At 59.2% G+C, this 18921-nt stretch carries 15 protein-coding genes; 13 read left to right on the top strand and 2 right to left on the bottom strand.

Features of this window, described 5'->3' with window-relative positions; genetic code table 11:
• Positions 1-68: 68 nt before the first annotated feature.
• The 5 genes from CBW66_RS08915 (at position 69) to CBW66_RS08895 (ending at position 7753) form a co-directional block, all read left to right on the top strand.
• Positions 69-1577, top strand: coding sequence for a lipopolysaccharide biosynthesis protein (locus CBW66_RS08915; protein ID WP_086153621.1), 1509 nt, complete (start codon positions 69-71; stop codon positions 1575-1577).
• Positions 1578-1587: 10 nt separating this feature from the next.
• Positions 1588-3015, top strand: coding sequence for an O-antigen ligase (locus tag CBW66_RS08910; RefSeq protein WP_086138797.1), 1428 nt, complete (start codon positions 1588-1590; stop codon positions 3013-3015).
• Positions 3015-3953, top strand: a complete 939-nt coding sequence (locus CBW66_RS08905; RefSeq protein WP_086138795.1) for a glycosyltransferase family A protein — start codon at positions 3015-3017, stop codon at positions 3951-3953. The genes CBW66_RS08910 and CBW66_RS08905 overlap by 1 nt, the downstream gene beginning before the upstream one ends.
• 187 nt (positions 3954-4140) lie before the next feature.
• Entirely contained in the window at positions 4141-6384 is a 2244-nt protein-coding gene (locus CBW66_RS08900) for a heparinase II/III family protein (RefSeq protein WP_230492000.1), read from the top strand.
• A 124-nt stretch (positions 6385-6508) separates the two neighbouring features.
• Entirely contained in the window at positions 6509-7753 is a 1245-nt protein-coding gene (locus tag CBW66_RS08895) for a glycosyltransferase (protein WP_086138794.1), read from the top strand.
• Positions 7754-7772: 19 nt separating this feature from the next.
• Here CBW66_RS08895 and CBW66_RS08890 read toward each other — a convergent pair whose 3' ends face one another.
• Positions 7773-8903: a glycosyltransferase family 4 protein gene (locus tag CBW66_RS08890; protein ID WP_170932952.1), complete on the bottom strand. Its 1131-nt coding sequence runs from the start codon at positions 8901-8903 to the stop codon at positions 7773-7775.
• Positions 8904-9182: 279 nt separating this feature from the next.
• On the opposite strand from CBW66_RS08890, the gene CBW66_RS08885 reads away from it, so the two are divergent.
• The 7 genes from CBW66_RS08885 (at position 9183) to CBW66_RS08855 (ending at position 17507) form a co-directional block, all read left to right on the top strand.
• The gene (locus CBW66_RS08885; protein WP_086138789.1) at positions 9183-10463 is read left to right on the top strand and encodes a nucleotide sugar dehydrogenase; all 1281 of its coding nucleotides are present in this window, start codon (positions 9183-9185) and stop codon (positions 10461-10463) included.
• A 54-nt stretch (positions 10464-10517) separates the two neighbouring features.
• Complete coding sequence (locus CBW66_RS08880; RefSeq protein WP_086138788.1) at positions 10518-11540, top strand: DUF354 domain-containing protein; 1023 nt, start codon at positions 10518-10520, stop codon at positions 11538-11540.
• 75 nt (positions 11541-11615) lie between these two features.
• Positions 11616-12707 (top strand): Gfo/Idh/MocA family protein, encoded by a 1092-nt coding sequence (locus CBW66_RS08875; RefSeq protein ID WP_086138787.1) that lies wholly within the window; start codon positions 11616-11618, stop codon positions 12705-12707.
• A gap of 47 nt (positions 12708-12754) precedes the next feature.
• Positions 12755-13645 (top strand): hypothetical protein, encoded by an 891-nt coding sequence (locus CBW66_RS08870; protein ID WP_230491999.1) that lies wholly within the window; start codon positions 12755-12757, stop codon positions 13643-13645.
• The gene (gene wecB / locus CBW66_RS08865) at positions 13642-14751 is read left to right on the top strand and encodes a non-hydrolyzing UDP-N-acetylglucosamine 2-epimerase (protein ID WP_086138785.1); all 1110 of its coding nucleotides are present in this window, start codon (positions 13642-13644) and stop codon (positions 14749-14751) included. The genes CBW66_RS08870 and wecB overlap by 4 nt, the downstream gene beginning before the upstream one ends.
• Positions 14752-14907: 156 nt before the next feature.
• Complete coding sequence (locus tag CBW66_RS08860; protein WP_086138784.1) at positions 14908-16062, top strand: sugar phosphate nucleotidyltransferase; 1155 nt, start codon at positions 14908-14910, stop codon at positions 16060-16062.
• Between the two features lie 14 nt (positions 16063-16076).
• Positions 16077-17507, top strand: coding sequence for a mannose-1-phosphate guanylyltransferase/mannose-6-phosphate isomerase (locus CBW66_RS08855; protein WP_086138783.1), 1431 nt, complete (start codon positions 16077-16079; stop codon positions 17505-17507).
• Between the two features lie 3 nt (positions 17508-17510).
• Here the strand turns inward: CBW66_RS08855 and CBW66_RS08850 are convergent, their stop codons facing one another.
• A complete protein-coding gene (locus tag CBW66_RS08850; protein WP_230491998.1) occupies positions 17511-18008 on the bottom strand; it encodes a serine acetyltransferase in 498 nt (165 codons plus the stop codon).
• 294 nt (positions 18009-18302) lie between these two features.
• On the opposite strand from CBW66_RS08850, the gene CBW66_RS08845 reads away from it, so the two are divergent.
• Positions 18303-18857 carry an FxDxF family PEP-CTERM protein gene (locus CBW66_RS08845; RefSeq protein WP_086138781.1) on the top strand — a complete coding sequence of 185 codons (555 nt, stop codon included), beginning with the start codon at positions 18303-18305 and terminating at the stop codon, positions 18855-18857.
• Positions 18858-18921 lie beyond the last annotated feature (64 nt).

Below are 18921 nucleotides of genomic sequence, written 5' to 3'. Positions count from 1 at the left end.
GTCGATAGGAATTGCCATTAACCTTACATTGCAGCGCCAGTGCGCCTCCTACTGTCCTGCGTCGCGCCATGTCTCCCGGCGCTGACGTCAAGACACGCGCGGTAAGCGCCGTCAAATGGGCCGCGCTCGGCACGGTGACGCGCTTCGTGTTGCAGATGGGCGTGCAGATCGTGTTGGCGCGCCTGCTGGGGCCGGAAATCTACGGCCTGTTCGCCATGGGCTTGCTGGTCATGACACTGAGCACCTTTCTTGCCGATTTCGGCTTTGCCTGGGGCCTGGTGCAAAACCAGCAACTGCATGACGACGACATCCGCTTCGCCTTCACGTGGCAATGCCTGTCCGGCGCGGCGGCCATGCTGAGCCTGTACCTGCTGGCGCCCTGGATCGCCGCCTACTTCAAGGAGCCGCGGCTGGTGCCCATCGTTTGCTGGCTGAGCCTGACCTGCCTGCTCAGTGCGATGACGGCTCCCAGCAGCAATTTGCTGCGGCGCCAGCTCAATTTTCGCTGGCTCAATATCGCGCAGATACTCAGTTACGTGCTGGGCTACCTCTGCGTGGGCATTCCGCTGGCCCTGCTTGGCGCGGGTGTCTGGACGCTCGTCAGCGCTTGGCTGGTGCAGGCCTTGAGCCTGCTGTTGCTGACGTATTGCCGCCACCCGCATTCCTTGCGTCCGCTGCTGTGGTATGCGGGTGCGCGCCGTTCGACGCATACAGGCGGTACCGTCTTCATCACCAATCTGAGCAACTGGTTCTTGAACAACCTGGACCGGGTTTTCCTGGGGCGCATCCTGAATGCCCACGCGGTCGGGGTGTATGCGGTGGGTTACAACTTGGCCAATACGCCCAATTCGCTGTTCCTCAGCGCCTTGCAGCCGGCCTTCCTGGCGGCAGGCGCGCGCTTGCAGGACGACCTGGCTGGCCTGCGGCAGGCGTATCTGTCCGTCATCGCCGCCACCTGGATCGTCATCGGCCCCATCTTCGTGGTGCTGGCCTGTCTTGCCGGCGACCTGATTGCCACGCTGTACGGCGATACATGGCGCGAATCGAGCCGCGTGCTCACCGTATTGGCGTTGGGCATGCCCGCCTACGTCACGTGGGGTATGTCGACACCGATCTTGTGGAACACGGGCGGCAAACACCTGGAAGCGTTGCTGCAGATGCCGTTGATCGTGCTGGCGGGTATCGCACTTTGGCAGTTTTYCAGCCTGGGCGTGGTGGTGGTGGCCGCCATCGCGTCGGGCACCTTGCTGGCGCGTGCGCTGGTGGTCGGCGTGACGGCATGTCGGCGCTTGCATTTGGGCATAATCGACTTGTGGCCCAGCGTCTGGCGCTCCGTCGTGCTGATGCTGCTGGCGGCGGCCGGCGCCCATGGCGGCTCGCTGCTGGGACATGCCATCGGGTACGGACCGTTGCCTGCCTTGTTGCTTGGCTCGCTAGGTGGCGGCGGCCTGTGTCTGCTGGCCGGCTTGCTACATCCACAACTGCTGGGACGACGCATCGTCGACCTGCTTGGACGCTTCAGTCCGCCGGTGCCGGCACGGGTCGGTGTTTATCTTCGTAGTAAATGTTCAGTATGATGAGATTGATATGATTGAATTTATCGTCGGCTTGGTGGTGTTGATCGCCGCAATCGTGGTGGTCGTGGGAGTTGCGCTCAGTGCGCATTGGGGGCAAAAACGTGAATTGGGCTTGATGCAGTACATCGCCTATCCGATCCTGCTCACCTACGCGCTGTCCATGCTGTTATCGGGCAGAGACCTGGCCTTTCCCGACGACGTGCTGGCCATCGTCGTCAACAAGAGCCCGGTACTCGTGTGGATAGGCCGCTTTACCTCCATCTTCCTGATTTTCGCCTGCGGTGAACGGATAGTGCGGCGCTTGTTGAATAGCAATGGCAAGCCCTTGCCTGGCATGCTGCTCTTTGCATTCTGGGTATTCTTTATTAGTAATACCTTGAGCCCGGCATTTTTTGGCCAGTATTTTTACCTTTCGCATGAGTTTCTGTACGCCTTGCTCGCTTGCCAAGCAGCATTGTTCGCCAATACCAAGGCCGATGTCGACGCGATGACAGTCGCCTTGCGTAATTCGTTGTATGCATTGCTGGTGGCCAGCGCCGCTTGCATCGTATGGAAGCATGGACTAGTGTTGAGTACCAGCTATCATGGGCTGATTCCCGGGCTGAAGCTGCGCTATGCGGGACTGACCAGCCACGCCAACAGCTTGGGGCCGTTATGCGTGCTGTTCATGCTGTGCTTGTGGTACCGGCCTTTCAAGAATGCGTGGCTGATGCGCTTTGGCTGGATGCTGGGCGGCATCAGTCTGGTGCTCACCCAGTCGAAAACCAGCTGGATCGCTTTCGTTCTGTCAGCCGTGGTGCTGGCCTGGTATAGCCGCCGCGATGAAATCCATGCCCGCATCCAGGATTTCCGGCGTCCGCATCTGCCCGTGCTATTGGTGCTGCTGATGATGTTTGGTGGTGCTGCGGTGTGCGTGATTTTCATGTTTGGCGGCGGTGGCGACAAAATCGCGCGTTTCTTCACGACCCGTGACGGCGCCGAACTGATGACCTTCATGGGGCGCGATCAGATTTGGCAGATCGCCGTTGAAGAGTGGCGCAAGTACCCCGTGTTTGGCTATGGACTGAATATTTTTGATGAGGCTTTCCGTAACAGTGTTGGCATGCCGTATGCCGCACATGCGCATAGCCAATTCTTCCAGAGCCTGTCGAGCGCGGGCAGCATCGGCGCCGTTGGACTCGTGTTCTACACCTTCGTCATCGCGTACTTTGTGGGCAGGACCGTGCGGGCAAGCCAGGGATTGTCGCTTGCGCTTTTTATTTTGCTAATTTGCAAATCCATCAGCGAAGTGCCGCTGTCCATGGCCAGCCTGGGGCCTGACTTGCCGATTCATATGTTGCAGTTGGCCGTCCTTGTGCGTTATTACGTTCCTGCTGGACAGGCGCTGCGGGATAAGATAACGCAACGGCGCCACGTGATGGAAGGGGAGTTGTCTTAATGTTATTTTCGGTCATTATTCCTTTGTATAACAAGGAACAATATATTACTTCTGCCATTGCTTCCGTCCTGGCGCAAAGTCATCAGAATTTTGAAATTATCGTGGTGGACGACGGTTCCAGTGATGGCGGCGCCGCCGCGGTGGAGGCGATAGGCGATCCGCGGATTCGCTTGATCCGGCAAACCAATGGCGGGGTTTCGCGCGCGCGCAATGCCGGTATTGCGGCTGCACATGGTGACCTGGTGTGTTTCCTCGACGCTGATGATTGGTATGGCCCGGCATTTCTCGCGGTTCTGGCGGCGATGTATCAACGCTATCCACAAGGCAGTTTTTTCTCTACCTCGTTCTTGTGCATGGCGGATCCTGCGGATGGCCAGCTTGACACGGATGCGGATGCGCATTTTTCCGCACTGGACAATTTTTACGAATACCGTGCCGCGCATGGGGTTTTCTATTGCACCAATTCAATCGCTGTGCCCCGAGCCGCCTTGTACGCCATGCCGCAGTGTTTTCCGGAGGGCGATCATTTCGGCGAGGATCAGGATTTATGGTTTCGCTTGGCCGAGCGTCTGCAACTGGTATTTTGTCCGGCCAAGCTGGTTGCATACCGGATGGATGTCGCTGGCAGCCTGTGTACCGTGTACGACCTGAGGGTCATGCCGCGCGTGTTTTCGCGGCTGGAACAGCGCGCTTTGCAGCTTCCTGCTGCTCATCCTTCACGGCGGCCGGCGCTGCGTATTGTTGCCGATGCCTACGTGGGGGTCGCCCGGTATGCCTTGCAAGATGGCCGTCGCGCCGATGCCTTTGCCGCGCTGCGCCGGGCAGCTTGCTATATGGTCAATTTGCGATGGTTGGTTACATTGCTGATGTGTGCTGTAGGCAACGGGTCACTGCTGAAAAAATGGGAATTGTGGCGAGAAATGCGGATGCGCAACTAATTCTATGGATTGCTTGAAAGTACTTTAGGTATAATCAGAGAGCGCTGGTGTATTGGGATATTTGCAACATAATTGCCGATCGCCTCAGGTGTTCGTGCTGAAGCTTTGCGATGACGTCAAATTTGAGGCACAGCGTTATGGGCGCCGCCCGCAAGGATGTCATTCTATTTTTATGGAGGCTACAAGCATGAAAGCCGCTAAACGCACTTTGTTGTGCAGCGCCGCCTGGTTATTGTTTCCTTATTCGCCTTATGCGCACGCTGACTGGGCGCAGTCGACAGATGCCATGGTCGTGCGACCCGCACCGTTCAATATGGATGTGCAGGTACAGAATCCACCAAGCTTTACGTGGGCGCGTCATCCGACCAATTTCACTTCCTATACGCTGGAGATACGTTCGGGGACAACGGTGGTGCGTACCTATACGAGCACGCGCAACTGGTATTTGCCGAGTAAAGCCCTGCCTGCCGGTACCTATACCTGGCGCGTGCGTCCGACCAGTGGCACCGATTGGTCAGCCGACCGGGCCTTTGTGATTAATGCCGCGTCGATTCCATTTGAACTGCCGGAAAATGCCGACTTGCGGGCAATGATCCTGAAGAAGGCGCGCCCGCGCGGCTTGCAGGCGAACCTGCCGCTGGCCAGTGCCTGGCCGGCGAACATCAAGGCTGAGCGCAGCCTTGCACTGCTCAGCTTGACCAACGAGGTCACGCGACAGGCTACCGCCTTGGCCTATCCTCGCGATAGCGACTGGACCTTGCAACTGTCTGCGGATAAAGTGGTCACGGCCGCCTTTGCCAGTCAGATGACCTCGATCCGAACGGCGATCAATTTGAATACGCGGCAGTTGACGGCGGCCTCCCTCATGTATCGCCTGACGGGTGAACAGCGTTTCCTGAGCGAGGCGCTGAATCGCGGCGATGCCTTGGCCGCCCTCAACCCATCGGGCCCGACAAGTTACCTGAACCAGGATCAGGGCAGCCGTGCCACATCCCTGGCGCTGATACGTGCCATGGACAGCTTGGGTTCCGCGCTCGATCCGACGCGTAAGGCGGTATGGTTGAATGTGGTCAAGTTGCGTGTGATTGATTTTTACAATGACATGACATCGAATAATGGCCGCATAGATAACTATCCGTATGATTCGCATGCCGGATCGAATTTGGGCTATCTAGCGTTGATCTCTTCTCTGTCTTTGGGCGATATACCCGAGGCCGAAAAGTGGTTTGACTTCTCGGTACGCTATCTGGCCAGCTCCCTGATGATCTGGAGCGGCCCGGAAGGCGGTTTTTCCGAAGGTACCGCGTATGCCGAATTTACAGCCGATAATGCGTTGCAAATCTGGCCTGGCCTGGAGCAGGCTACCGGCATTAATCTTTTCAATAAGCCGTGGTCAGCTGGTCTGGCACGTTTTTTCATGCATTTCGTGCCGCCAGGAGCAAAAAACCATCTTTTTGGTGATGGGCAGGAAATCCAGCCCGTGTACCGCTTCCAGAAGGCTTTTGTCGCCCGCTATGCCACGCCGGAGGCGGCATGGTATGTGAAGAACGTCGATGCTACGGAGGACGCCTTGAGCTTGCTGCAGGCGCCGTATCCGCTGCCTGTCAATACCGTGACCGCCACGCCGCGCCCGCCCGCCAACGGAGCCTTGTATCCGAGTATTGGCTGGGCCGCGATGCATAGCGATTTGAATAATCTACAGCGTACGTCCGTGTATTTCAAATCCAGCCCGTATGGCTCGGTATCCCACAGTCATGGCAATCAGAATGGTTTCGTACTAACCAGTGCAGGTGTTCCTTTACTGAGCGAAACAGGTTGGTATGACTGGTTCGGCTCGCCGATGCATACCAGTTGGTATCGCCAAACCAAGTCTACGAACGCATTGACATTTGACGGTGGGGTGGGGCAGGTCGTGGAAGGGTTCCGCGAACCGAAGATTTACAACGGCACGATTACCGCCTTCTCAACGACCCCAGCAGTCGACTTCGTTCAGGGCGACGCTACGATGGCGTATGCGGGCGCCCTCAGTTCTGTCGTACGCCAAGTCTGGTACTTGCGTAGCACCGATGCCGTGATTGTGCGTGATAAAGCGAGTTCGGCGAGCATGCGTACGTTCGAATGGAATTTCCACGCCTTGGCTCCGATACTGCAGGATGCGGCAGGAAAGGTGTCCATTTCGAATCAAGGGCGCTCCGTTTGCGTCAAGCCTATCGGTTCGATCGCCGTGCGTTTTGAAAAAAGAACTGGGCCGCCACCGCGGGTCGGCACCTACGAGGACCATGCGGTATTTCTGAACGTAGTGCCCGCCAACAGCGTGGATTTTCTGATGCTGCTCGATGTAGGCTGCAAGAATCCCGCCGTGACGGTGACTTCCACTGCCACTGGACGTCAGGTCACCGTTGGCACGCAGAGCGTACTGGTGGTTAACTAAACCTTGAGAGAGCGGCCGCCGCCCTTGTTTGCCAGCAGAATAGGGGTGACGCACCGCTGGGATAAGCTGAATGCCATGATATAATTGCAATAGTTAAATTATATTTTGGACAAGGTTTATTTTCATGGATGCGCAAGCCAATGCTACTGTAACAGTGCCTGACAGGGTGCGACTTCTGCAACTGGTGCCAGAACCGCTTCCCACTTTTCGTGCCGACGTCGCGGTTTTGTTTGGCCGCTATCTGCCGCGTCTCGGTATCGATTGCGATTTGGTGGGCAAGCCTGGTGGTGTGGGCAACGATGAGGTTACAGCATTTTCCAGTGTCCGCACCGGTGGCGCCCGTGGTGGCCGGGTGCGCCGGGAGTTGTCCTATCTTGCTCACTATCTTGGTGCGCTGTTGACGGCGAAGCGGGTTCAGTGTGATGTAATTCAGGTGCGCGACATGGTATCGATTGGCGTGCTGGGCCTGCTTATTGCCCGCTGCAAGGGCATACCATTTGTGTACTGGGTATCGTTCCTCATGTGCGAAGCCCGGATTGCGCGCGCGCGAGCGCAATTGACTGCGCATGGCGGCTTGCGTAATCGACTGGTGCTTCTGAAGGGACTGCTGGAGGAGCGCATCCTGTATCACGTTGTGCTGCCGCACGCGCAGCATGTGTTTGTACAGAGCGATGCCATGCTACAGATAATGTTGAAGAAGGGGATACGCAAGGAGCGCCTGAGTGCGGTGCCGATGGGCGTGGATACCCAAGCGGTGTCCGGCATGCAGGTGGAAGCCCGTCGTCCGGCGGATTGGCATGACGGCCCGCTGATTGCCTATCTCGGCACGCTTGATGCAAGCAGGCAGATTGAACGCATGATCGATGCACTGGCCATCATCCGTCTGCAAATACCCGCTGCACGGCTGTTGTTGATCGGCGCCTCTGCTCTGCCCGCGGACACGGAACGTCTGCTTGCGCACGCAAGCAGCCTGGGACTGGCCGATGCGGTGCGAATTACCGGCTGGCTGCCATCGCAAGAGGCTTGGACTTTGCTGGCAAGCGCCGATGCTGCCGTATCGTATTTTCCGCGCGGTCTTGTTCACGATGTGTGTTCTCCGACCAAGCTGATGGAATATCTTGCCCTGGCAATGCCTGTCGTAGCCAATGATAACCCGGATCAGGTACGTGTCTTGCAAGACAGCAACGCCGGCTGGCTGGTGGAGAGTTCGACGGATGCCATGGCGGAAGGGTTATTGTGCATCTTGCGCGATATTCCCGCCGCGAAAGAGCGTGCCGCCGCGGGACCCGCTTATATTGAGTCGCAACGCAGCTATCGCGTGATTGCCAACGATGTGGCGAAAGACTACCGCAAGCTTACGGCAAGTTGAACATGCATAGCTATCCCCCTCATGCTGGTGGCGTCGGGCGTGCCGCCAGTTGCCGGTAGAGGTGCATCAGGGCGGCATTTACCTGCAGTACGTGGTGGTGCTCGCTGACGTGCGCGCGTGCCGTCTGGGCCAGGCGCAAGCGCATGCCATCATCGTTCCATAGCCGCAACAGATTGTCCGTCAAGGCTGCCGTATCGCCTGCCGGTACCAGCAGTCCATGCATGCCGTGTTCGATCAAATCGGGAATGCCGCCCACATCGGTGCTCAGTACCGCCGCGCCGCTCGCCATAGCTTCCAGCAAAACCATGGGTTGTCCCTCGACATGGGAGGCCAACGCCAATACGCGAGCCCGGCGCAGCCAGCTGGCCTTTTCCCGTGCATTGATCCATCCAGGGAAGTGAACGTTATCCTGTATGCGGAGCTCGGCGGCTTGCGCTTGCAACGCCACCAGATCTGCTCCGCTGCCGGCAAGTACCAGCTGCGCAGAGGGATCCGCCGCGTGCAGCAGGGCAAAGGCTTGCAGCAATTCCCTGACTCCCTTCGCTGGCAGCAATGCGCCCAAAAACAGCACCACGGGTTCGCGTGCCAGATGATCCTTATTCTCTTCAAACAAGCATGCGGGCACGGGGTTGGGCCAGAGGCGTAGCGGCAAATCCGGTGCTATCTGCTTCAGCCAGTTCTGAGCCGGAGTAGACAGGCATAGTAATTGACTGCTGCGACGGATGGTGGCAATGGCGCAACGGCGTTTCCATCCAGGGAGATTCTCTATGAAGCGGCCAAATCCGCCACTGTGCAGATGAAAGATGATCTTGCGCCCAGTCATGGCTGCCATCCAGATAAATATCGATTTGCGCCAGAAACTGGCATCGGAGGCAGCATGAACATGCAGAACGGCTCCCTTGCTGCGGATGAGCAATCCAGCATACTTGAGGACAGCCATTGAAGCGACGCCGAGCTTGTGGATTTTGCCGCCTTCGCTGAAACTGGGCAGCATGTAGACCTCACCATCTGCAAACAGGCCTGCTTCCGCATAGACGCGCACCACACTGGCAATGCCACCTTGAGATTGGGGGCCGGGGCCGATCATGACACATAAGGGAGAGGAGCTCATCATACTGTCCAGCAAGAGAAGGTGTTGTAAAAATTTCATCCCGTAAAGCTTGAATGCATGCAAGTGTTGACTGTGATAGCGAACAATGCTTCGACAGCAACAGCACCGTGGCATAGGATGGCAAAGTATATTTTTATTGATATTCCTGCGTTGCAGGCGGGTGGATTGTCATTGCGAAAAATATTTTTAGTGAAATTTAATTACGTACTGTGCGGTGCGCCAATTGTATTTTATTCTATAATGGAGTTTCTTTGACAATGTTTTTCATCGTTCTGCATTGTCTCTTAGATACGTTCTCTAATATTTTGAAAGCTGACTATGAGTGTGATTGCCGTGATTGGCCTGGGCTACGTAGGCCTGCCCTTGGTAGTGGAGTTTGGCAAGCTGGGGCGTACCATCGGCTTTGATATTTCCGTAGAGAAGGTTCAGTCCTGCCAGCGCGGCACAGATCCTTCGCGCGAACTGAGCGACCAGCAAATGGCCGCGGCCGTGCAGGCCGAGTATTCGTCCGAGCCGCAGGTACTGGCCGAAGCCGATATTATCATCGTGGCCGTGCCGACCCCCGTCGACCAGGCGCACAATCCGGACTTCTCGCCCTTGATCGGCGCCAGCCGCACGGTGGGACAGTACCTGAAAAAGGGCGCCATCGTCGTCTATGAATCGACCGTGTATCCGGGCGCGACCGAAGAGGTGTGCATCCCCGTGCTGGAAGAGGTCTCCGGCATGAAGTGGAAGCAGGATTTCTTCGTCGGCTATTCCCCGGAGCGTATCAATCCGGGCGACCGCAAGCATATGCTGACGAATGTCATCAAGGTCGTGTCGGGCGACACGCCGCAGACGCTCGAGCGCGTTGCGTCCATGTACGAAACCATCGTCGAGCCGGGCGTACACCGCTGCTCCAGCATCAAGGCGGCGGAAGCCTGCAAGGTGATCGAAAACACCCAGCGCGACCTGAATATCGCGCTGATGAACGAGTTGGCGATCATTTTCGACAAGATCGGCATCGATACGTCGGAAGTGCTGAAGGCGGCCGGCACCAAGTGGAATTTCCTGAAGTTCTCGCCGGGGCTCGTGGGTGGCCATTGCATCGGGGTCGACCCGTATTACCTGACGCACAAAGCGGAAATGCTCGGCTATCACCCGCAGGTGATCCTGGCCGGGCGCCGCATCAACGATGGCATGGGCAAGTACATCGCCGAGCAGACCATCAAGAACATGATCGCCTCGGGCAGCTACATCAAGGGCGCCCGCGTCAACGTGCTGGGGCTGACATTCAAGGAAAACTGCGCCGACCTGCGCAACTCGAAGGTAGGCGACGTCATCCGCGAACTGAAGACCTATGGCGTGGAAGTATTCGTGCACGATCCATATGCGGAACAGGAAGAGGCGATGCACGAGTATGGCGTGCGCCTGTTCAGCTGGGAAGAACTGCCGCGTGCCGACGCGATCGTGGCGGCCGTATCGCATCAGCAATTACTCGACCTGCCGGTGGAAGAGCTGCAGCGCAAGCTGATCAAGAGCGGCTGCTTCATCGACGTCAAGGCGTGTTTCGACCAGCAGGCGCTGGAAGAGGTGGGCATCAAGGTCTGGCGCCTGTAAGGGCCGGCGCCGCGCAGCAGCGCGGCATCTTTTTCATTGTTGCAAGGGTAATTCATGCGTATCTGGTTTGAACTGACCAACTCGCCGCACATCAATATGTTTGCGGCCATGATCCGCGAACTGGAACGCGAACACGAGGTCGTGATCACGTGCCGGCCGCTGGCCAATACGGTCGAGCTGCTCGACTTGCACGGCTTCAAGTACACGGTGGTGGGCAAGCATTACGGCGGCCAGCTGTCGGCCAAGCTGTTTGGTTTCCCCGTGCGCGTCTACCAGCTGTGCCGTTTTCTGAGCGGCAAGAAAATCGACGTGGCGATCTCGCAGAGCTCTTTCCATTCGCCGGTGGCGGCACGCCTGATGGGCATACGTTCGATCTACATGAACGACAACGAGCATGCGGCAGGCAATATCCCCGCGTTCTTGTTTGCCAACCGCATCATGGTGCCGGAGTTTCTCGGCATGGAAAAACTCAAGAAGCAGTGGGCCAATCCGCGCAAGGTCCTGCATTATCCGGGCGTCAAGGAAGGGATTTACCTGTGGGAGCTGGACCAGCGGCTCGGCGCCAAAGCCGTACAGCAGCGGACAGGGCGCGCGCGGCCCGTGGTGTATATCCGTCCGGAACCATGGACGGCCCAGTATTACAAGGGCAGCCGCAATTTCCTTGATGAGCTGTTGCTGGGCATGAAAGACCGGGTCGATATCGTGCTATTGCCGCGAGGAAAAGAGCAGGGCGTGCATTACCAGGATCCGAAGTTTGCCGGCGTGCGCGTGGTCACCACCGCGCTCGACATCGCCGATATCGCGCCCGATTGCGACCTGTTCATCGGCGCCGGCGGCACCATGACGCGCGAGATGGCCGTGCTGGGCATTCCCACTATCTCCGTCTATCAGGATGCCTTGCTCGACGTCGACCGCCACCTGCTGGAAGTGGGCGCCTTCGAGCACCGGCCCGACTTGACGGCTGCGCAGGCGCTGGCTTACCTGGACAGCGCCACGCAGCAACCACCGAATCGCAGCTTGCTGGAAAAGGGCCGCGCCGCGTATGACCTGGTCAAGCGGCAGCTCGTCAACGGCTAAATTTTGATTAACAACATCCGGGACGATGGCGGCACAAGCTGTCAGCGTCCCGGCAGCGCTAAAGGACAGGACAATATGATACGCCTCGCAGTAGTAGGCTTGGGCAAGATGGGCTTGTCCCATCACTCGATGATCAATGCACATCCCGATGTCACGCTGGCGGCCGTCTGCGACGCCACCGGCTACATGCTCGACATCCTGGGTAAATATACGGGCGTCAAGACCTATACGGACTTCGACCTCATGCTCAATGAACAGGAACTCGATGCCGTGATCATCGCGACGCCATCGAGCATGCACGGCAAGATGGTGCTGGCCGCGCTGAACAAGAATATCCACGTGTTTTGCGAAAAACCGTTCTGCCTCGACACCGAGGAAGGCGAGCAGGCGACCCGTCTGGCGGCGGAAAAAGGCCTGGTCAACCAGGTCGGCTATCACTACCGCTTCGTCGGTGCCTTCCAGGAGGTCAAGCGCCTGCTGGACCTGGACGTGATCGGCGAAGTGACGCATATGCTGGCCGAGGCCTATGGCCCGGTGGTGCTGAAGCCGAAAGGTTCCACATGGCGTACCCAGCGCTCGGAAGGCGGCGGTTGCCTGTATGACTACGCGGCCCATCCGCTGAACCTGCTGAACTGGTATTTCGGCGCGCCGCGCGGCGTGGGCGGCTCCGTGCTCAACAAGATTTTCTCGGCCGACACGGACGATGAGGTGTTTTCCACCCTGTATTACCCCGATGGCAAGAGCGCCCAGCTGTCCGTCAACTGGAGCGATGAGTCCTACCGCAAGATGTCGACGAAGATCAGCGTGTGGGGCAAGAATGGCCGCATCACCGCCGACCGCCAGGAAGTCCAGGTCTACCTGCGCGACGCCAGCGGCGCACCGGAAGGCTATGGCGAAGGCTGGACCGTGCGCAACACCACGGAATTGACGGAACCGGTCGACTTTTACCTGCGCGGCGAAGAATACTCGGCGCAGCTCGATTACTTCGTCCGTTGCATCGTCGACAAGCGCGCGGACGACAATGTCAACTCGTTCGCCTCGGCGCTGGCGACCGACCGCGTGATTTCGATGCTGATCGCCGACGCGGAAAAAGGTCCTGGCGTGCTGTCCGGCGATACCTTGCCAGAACAGCCGAAGAAGAAAAAAGGTTTCTTTTTTGGCCGCTGACATGCCGCGCAGCAGGATTTCGATACGAAATATGAATGGAGCAGGAAATGGATCAACTCGATCGTTTGTTATTTGGTGATAATCAGTTCTTCGGTGTGAATCATATGTCGGAGGAAAAAGCGCGGGCCCAGGCCATGCGCTTCCAGGATATCAAGGCCGTTATCAAGGTGCTCGATAATGCCTATGATGAAGGGGTGAAATCCTTCATGTGCACGACCCATGACCGTATCGCACAGGTGTGCGATCACATGCGTGCCGACCCGGTGCGCTACAAGGACTTCAAATTCATGCCTTGCATGCCGTATGCCCACAAATATGCGAATGCCGTCACGGAAGACGGCATCATGGGCGCGCTCAGGCGTTTTACGCCCGATGAAGGCTTCCTGAATGCGGCCCTGCGTGGCGGCAAGGCATTGGCGACCAAGGATATCGAAGGCATCATCACCCTGCTGGTGGATGCGGAAATGAAGATGTTTGCCGGCCTGAATACGCCCGTGATCTTCCTGCAGAACGTGGTTGTCGACCTGCTGCTGGGGCTGGGCTTCAAGGAAGCCTTCTCGATCTTCGCCAACCACGTGCGCAAGCGCTACAACGCCGAGCCCGGCTTCATCACGATGAATCTGCCGATGCTGCTCGACGTGCTCGAAGAGCAGGGCATCGACAATCCCATCGTCTGCTCGAACATCAACAAAGTGGGCTTCCGCATGTCCGGCGGCTTCGACGCCTACCAGAGCGCCTTGCGCGACCGCAAGTTCCGCGCGATCGCCATGTCCGTCTTCGCCTCGGGCGCGATCGCTCCCGAGGAAGCGATCGAATGGGTCTGCCAGCAGCCGAACATCGAATCGATCGTCTTTGGCGCCTCCAGCCGCGGCAATATCCGCAATACGCGCGAACTGGTGGACCGCTACTGGCCAGCGGCACAGGAACTGGCATCATGAAGACGATCTACCTGGTGGCCGGCGCACGGCCCAATTTCATGAAGATCGCGCCTATCGTGCGCGCGTTGCAAGGCCATGCGCGCCTGGCGTTCAAGATCATCCATACGGGCCAGCACTACGACCGCGAGATGAACGACGTGTTTTTTGAAGAGCTGGGCATCCCCGAGCCGGACGTCTTCATGGCGGCAGGCGGCGGCACGCACGCGGAACAGACGGGCAAGATCATGCTGGCCTTCGAGCAACTATGCCAGGCCGAGCGGCCCGCCGCCGTGCTGGTGGTGGGCGACGTCAATTCCACGCTGGCCTGCTCGATTGCGGCGAAAAAACTCGGCATTCCCGTGGCACACGTGGAGGCTGGCCTGCGCAGCGGCGACATGGGCATGCCGGAAGAGATCAACCGTCTCGTGACGGACAGTATCTCGGACTGGTTCTTCGTCACCGAACCGAGCGCCGTCGAGCATTTGCGGCGTGAAGGCAAGTCGGAATCCGCCGTGCACTACGTGGGCCACGTAATGGTCGACAACGTGCTGTACCAGGCTGAGAAACTCGGCCGCGAGTCGCCGCAGCAATTTGAAACGTCGGCCTTCAAGGCGGCGCACAGCGGCGCGGGAGCCCGCTATGGCGTGGTGACCCTGCATCGTCCGAGCAATGTCGACAGCGCAGAAGACATGCGCAAGGTGGCGGGCGCGCTGGTCGAGATCGCCGCGGACCTGCCCCTGATCTTTCCCGTGCATCCACGCACGCGCGCCAACCTCGACAAGTTTGGCATCGACCTTGGGCCGAACATCACGCTGGTGGGGCCGCAAGGTTACATGGCCTTCCTCGACCTGTGGAAGGATGCGGCGCTGGTGCTGACCGACAGCGGCGGCTTGCAGGAAGAAACGACGGCGCTGGGCGTGCCCTGCATCACCATCCGTGAAAACACGGAGCGTCCGGTCACCGTCGACGAGGGCAGCAATGTCCTGGCTGGCACGGATCCGCTACGCATCGTGGCCGAGGCGCGCAAGGTGCTGCGCGGCGAAGGCAAGCAGGGCCGCCGTCCGCATCTGTGGGATGGCCGGGCCGCGCAGCGCATCGTGGCGCAACTGGACCAGGAACTGGCATAGGCAGCGGCAGGCAAGGGATAGGCTGAAAGAGGATTGGACGGGCGCACAGGGCGGACACGGATAGCGCCGCCCATGCGCTTGCAAGATGGCCGATGGCTGGCGATACGCTGGCCGGACGCCGCATCCACCCCAAACAACGATGGAAAGCGATCGACGATGAAAGCAATGATACTGGCTGCAGGCAAGGGCACTCGCGTGCGCCCCCTGACCTATGATTTACCGAAACCGATGATACCCATCCTGGGCAAGCCGGTGATGGCTTACCTGGTCGAGCACCTGTCCCGTTACGGCATTACCGAAATCATGGTCAATGTCAGTTATCTGCATGAAAAAATCGAGGAGTATTTCGGCGAGGGGCACCAGTTCGGCGTGCAGATCGGCTATTCCTTCGAAGGTTACACGAATGACGCGGGCGAAGTCGTGCCCGAGCCGCTGGGATCGGCCGGCGGCATGAAGAAGATCCAGGAGTTCGGTAAATTTTTCGATGAAACCACCATCGTGCTGTGCGGCGATGCCTTGATCGACCTCGACATCAAGTCCGCCCTGTTCGAACACCGCCGCAAGGGCGCGCTGGCGTCCGTCATCACGCTCGAAGTGCCTTGGGACAAGGTCTCGAGCTATGGCGTGGTGGTCAGCGACGCCGATGGCCGTATCCGCGCCTTCCAGGAAAAGCCGGCGCAGGCCGATGCGTTGTCCAATTGCGTCAGCACGGGCATCTATATTTTCGAGCCGGAAGTGCTGGAACTGATTCCCAGCGACCGGCCGTTCGACATCGGTTCGGAGCTGTTCCCCCTGCTGGTCGAGAAGGGGCTGCCCTTCTATGCGCAAAAACGCGATTACAACTGGATCGATATCGGCAGCGTCAAGGATTACTGGGAAGTGCTGCAAAGCGTGCTGATGGGGGAGGTGGCCCAGCTGGACGTGCCCGGCATCCAGATCGACGATGGCCTGTGGGTCGGCTTGAATACCAGCATCGACTGGAGCGGCGGCACGCGTATCGAAGGCCCCGTCTACATCGGTTCGGGCAGCCGTATCGAGGCGGGCGCGACGATCATCGGACCGACCTGGATCGGCCACGGCAGCCACGTGTGCGCGGGTGCCGAAGTGGTGCGCAGCGTGTTGTTCGAGTACACGCGCGTGCTGCCGGGCGTGGTGCTCGATGAAATGATCGTCTTCAAGGATTACAGCGTCGACCGGGCCGGCGAGATGCGGCACGCGTCGCAGTATGACCCCGACGCCTGGGCCAATGCGCGCGACCGGCGTAACCGGCGGCGTGCCGAGACGTCCACGCAATTGCGCGCAGTCAAATAACCAGGAGCCCCGACATGAACATCTATCCAGTGATCTTGTCGGGAGGCTCCGGTAGCCGTCTATGGCCGCTGTCGCGCCAGGCGCTACCCAAGCAACTGTTGCCGCTGGTATCGAGCCAGACGCTGCTGCAGGAAACCGTGCTGCGCGTGCGCGACCTGGGCGGTGTCGGGCTGGCGGTCATGCCGCCGCTGCTGGTGTGCGGCAATGAGCACCGTTTCATGGTGGCTGAACAGTTGCGCCAGGTTGGCGTCGCGCCGCTGGCCATCCTGCTGGAGCCGCTGGGACGCAATACGGCACCGGCCGTGGCGGCCGCCGCGCAATATCTGCTGGCGCACGATGCCGATGCCCTGATGCTGGTCTTGCCGGCCGATCACCTGGTCGGCGACACGGCCGCGTTTCACCGGGCGATCGCGCAAGCCGCGCCGCTGGCCGCCGCCGGTGGGCTGGCCACCTTCGGCATCTTGCCGACCGCCGCCGAAACGGGCTATGGCTATATCCTTGCCGGCGTCCCTTTGCCAGGCTCGGCGCAAGGACGCCAGGTCGAGCGCTTCGTGGAAAAACCGGACTTGTCCACTGCCCGCGCATTTCTCGCCGATGAGCGTTACATGTGGAACAGCGGCATGTTCCTGTTGCGCGCCGCCGCCTTTCTCGGCGAGTTGCTGCTGCTGGAGCCTGCCATGCTGGCGGACTGCGAACTGGCCGTCGCGCACGGCTGCCGCGACCTCGACTTTTTCCGCCTCGATCCGGCCGCCTTTGCACGCTGCCGCAGCGTCTCGATCGACCATGCCGTGATGGAGCACACGCAGCGCGCCGTTGTCGTGCCAGCCGCCATCGGCTGGAGCGATATCGGTTCCTGGTCGGCCCTGTGGCAAGCCTTGCCCGGCGACGAGCATGGCAATGTCGTGCGCGGCGATGCCTATCTCGATGGCGTGCACAATTGCCTGGTGCGGGCTGGCAGCCGCATGCTGGCCGTGCTTGGGGTGGATGACCTGGTGATCGTCGAGACCGATGATGCCGTGCTGGTGGCGCATCGCGACCAGGTGCAGCGCGTGCGGCAGGTGGTCGAGCACCTGGAGCGGCATGCGCGCACGGAACACGTCCAGCACCGCCTCGTGTACCGGCCCTGGGGCAGCTACGAAGGCATCGATATGGGCGAACGCTTCCAGGTCAAGCGCATCGTCGTCAATCCCGGCGGGCAGCTGTCGCTGCAGATGCACCATCACCGCGCCGAGCATTGGGTGGTCGTGCGCGGCACGGCCCGCGTCACCTGCGGCGAGACTGTCAAATTACTGACGGAAAACGAATCCACCTACATTCCCATCGGCATGACGCATCGCCTGGAAAACCCCGGCAAGCTGCCGCTGCATCTGATCGAGGTGCAGACGGGCAGTTATCTGGGCGAGGACGATATCGTGCGCTACGCCGACGCCTATCAGCGCGCCTGAGACTCAAGGCACGCGGTGCATCACGTCCGGCGTGCAGCCGCTCTTGACGACCTTGCCAGGGTTGCCCACCACGATGGAATACGGCGGGATGTCTTCCGTGACGACGGCGCCGCCGCCGATGCGGCTGCCACGCCCGATGGTGATGCCGCCCGTGATGATGGCGTGCGGGCCAACCCACACCTCGTCTTCCAGGGTCGGGTAGCCGGTGACGCGCTGGCCATCCCTGGCAATTTGGTCGCGTCGGCCCAGCGTGACGCCATGGAACAGCGTGACATTGCGGCCGATGACGGCACCCGGGCTCATCACCATGCCCCAGCCATGGGTGAGGGCAAAGCCGGGGCCTATCTGCGCCTTCCAGGGGAAATCCACTCCCGCTCGGTTGGCAGCATAGCGATGCACGAGCTTGCAGAAGGGCAAGAACATCGGCCACATGCCGCGTGCCTGCGATACCGCCTGGCAGAGGCGGGCGGTGGCGACGACACGGAAGGTTCTACTGCGCAAGATTTCCTTAAAGGTCAAGGGCCAGCTGCTGCGACCGAATAAGCGATACGTGTCTGCCTTTAATGCTGTCCATGTTGTCATACATTCACCACGTCTTCCCATCCTGTTGTCATTGGCATTGATTATATCTTTACTTTTTGCTCATGCCACGGCATCTGAATTTGATGCCATAAAGAAACTATTCATTAAAAAAATAATAATCCAATAAATTGCTTTATGATATTATTCCTACTGGTTAAATAATTCAATTCCTGCGGGCAACTTATTGTCTGCAATTACGTTTGGTGGAATCGCATGAAGAAACATATTTGCTCAGCTGTGGCCACCGTGGCATTTGCCGGTGCCGCCCTGTTTTCCCAGGCCGCCACAGCCGCCGTCGTCGACATCAGCTCCGTGCCGACGGCACTGACGCTGGCGAATGGCGGATCGTTGACCTTTGGCGACAAGTTTAAATCCGGCAATAAAGGCAACTTTTTCAACGATCACTTCACGTTCAACGTGGCACAGTTCAGCAATGTGAACCTGGTGGTGACGTCGACCAGCACGAGCGCGGCGAATGGCTTGAACCTGACGGGCCTGGGCCTGTACGACAGTGCCAATCACAGCCTGTTGCAGGGCGCGCAGGTATTGACGGGCAAGGATGACAAGTGGACCTTGTCCTTTGCCAATCTGGCGGCCGGTTCCTATTACGTCAAGGTCAGCGGCAACCTCGTTTCGGGCGCGGGCGCCACCTTCAGCGGCAATGGCAGCCTGGTGTCGGCTGTGCCGGAACCTGCAAGCTACGGCATGCTGTTGGGCGGGCTGGGCCTGCTGGGCTTCCTGGCGCGCCGCCGGCAGAAGTCTGCCTGAGCACCGCATCGCTCTCTTTCCGCATTTTTATCTTGCGGCCAGCCTGTGCCGGCCGCTGTTTCCT

The organism is Janthinobacterium sp. GW456P (assembly GCF_002127655.1).
Classification (GTDB): domain Bacteria; phylum Pseudomonadota; class Gammaproteobacteria; order Burkholderiales; family Burkholderiaceae_D; genus Janthinobacterium.
This window is presented reverse-complemented; position numbering and strand designations above follow the sequence as displayed.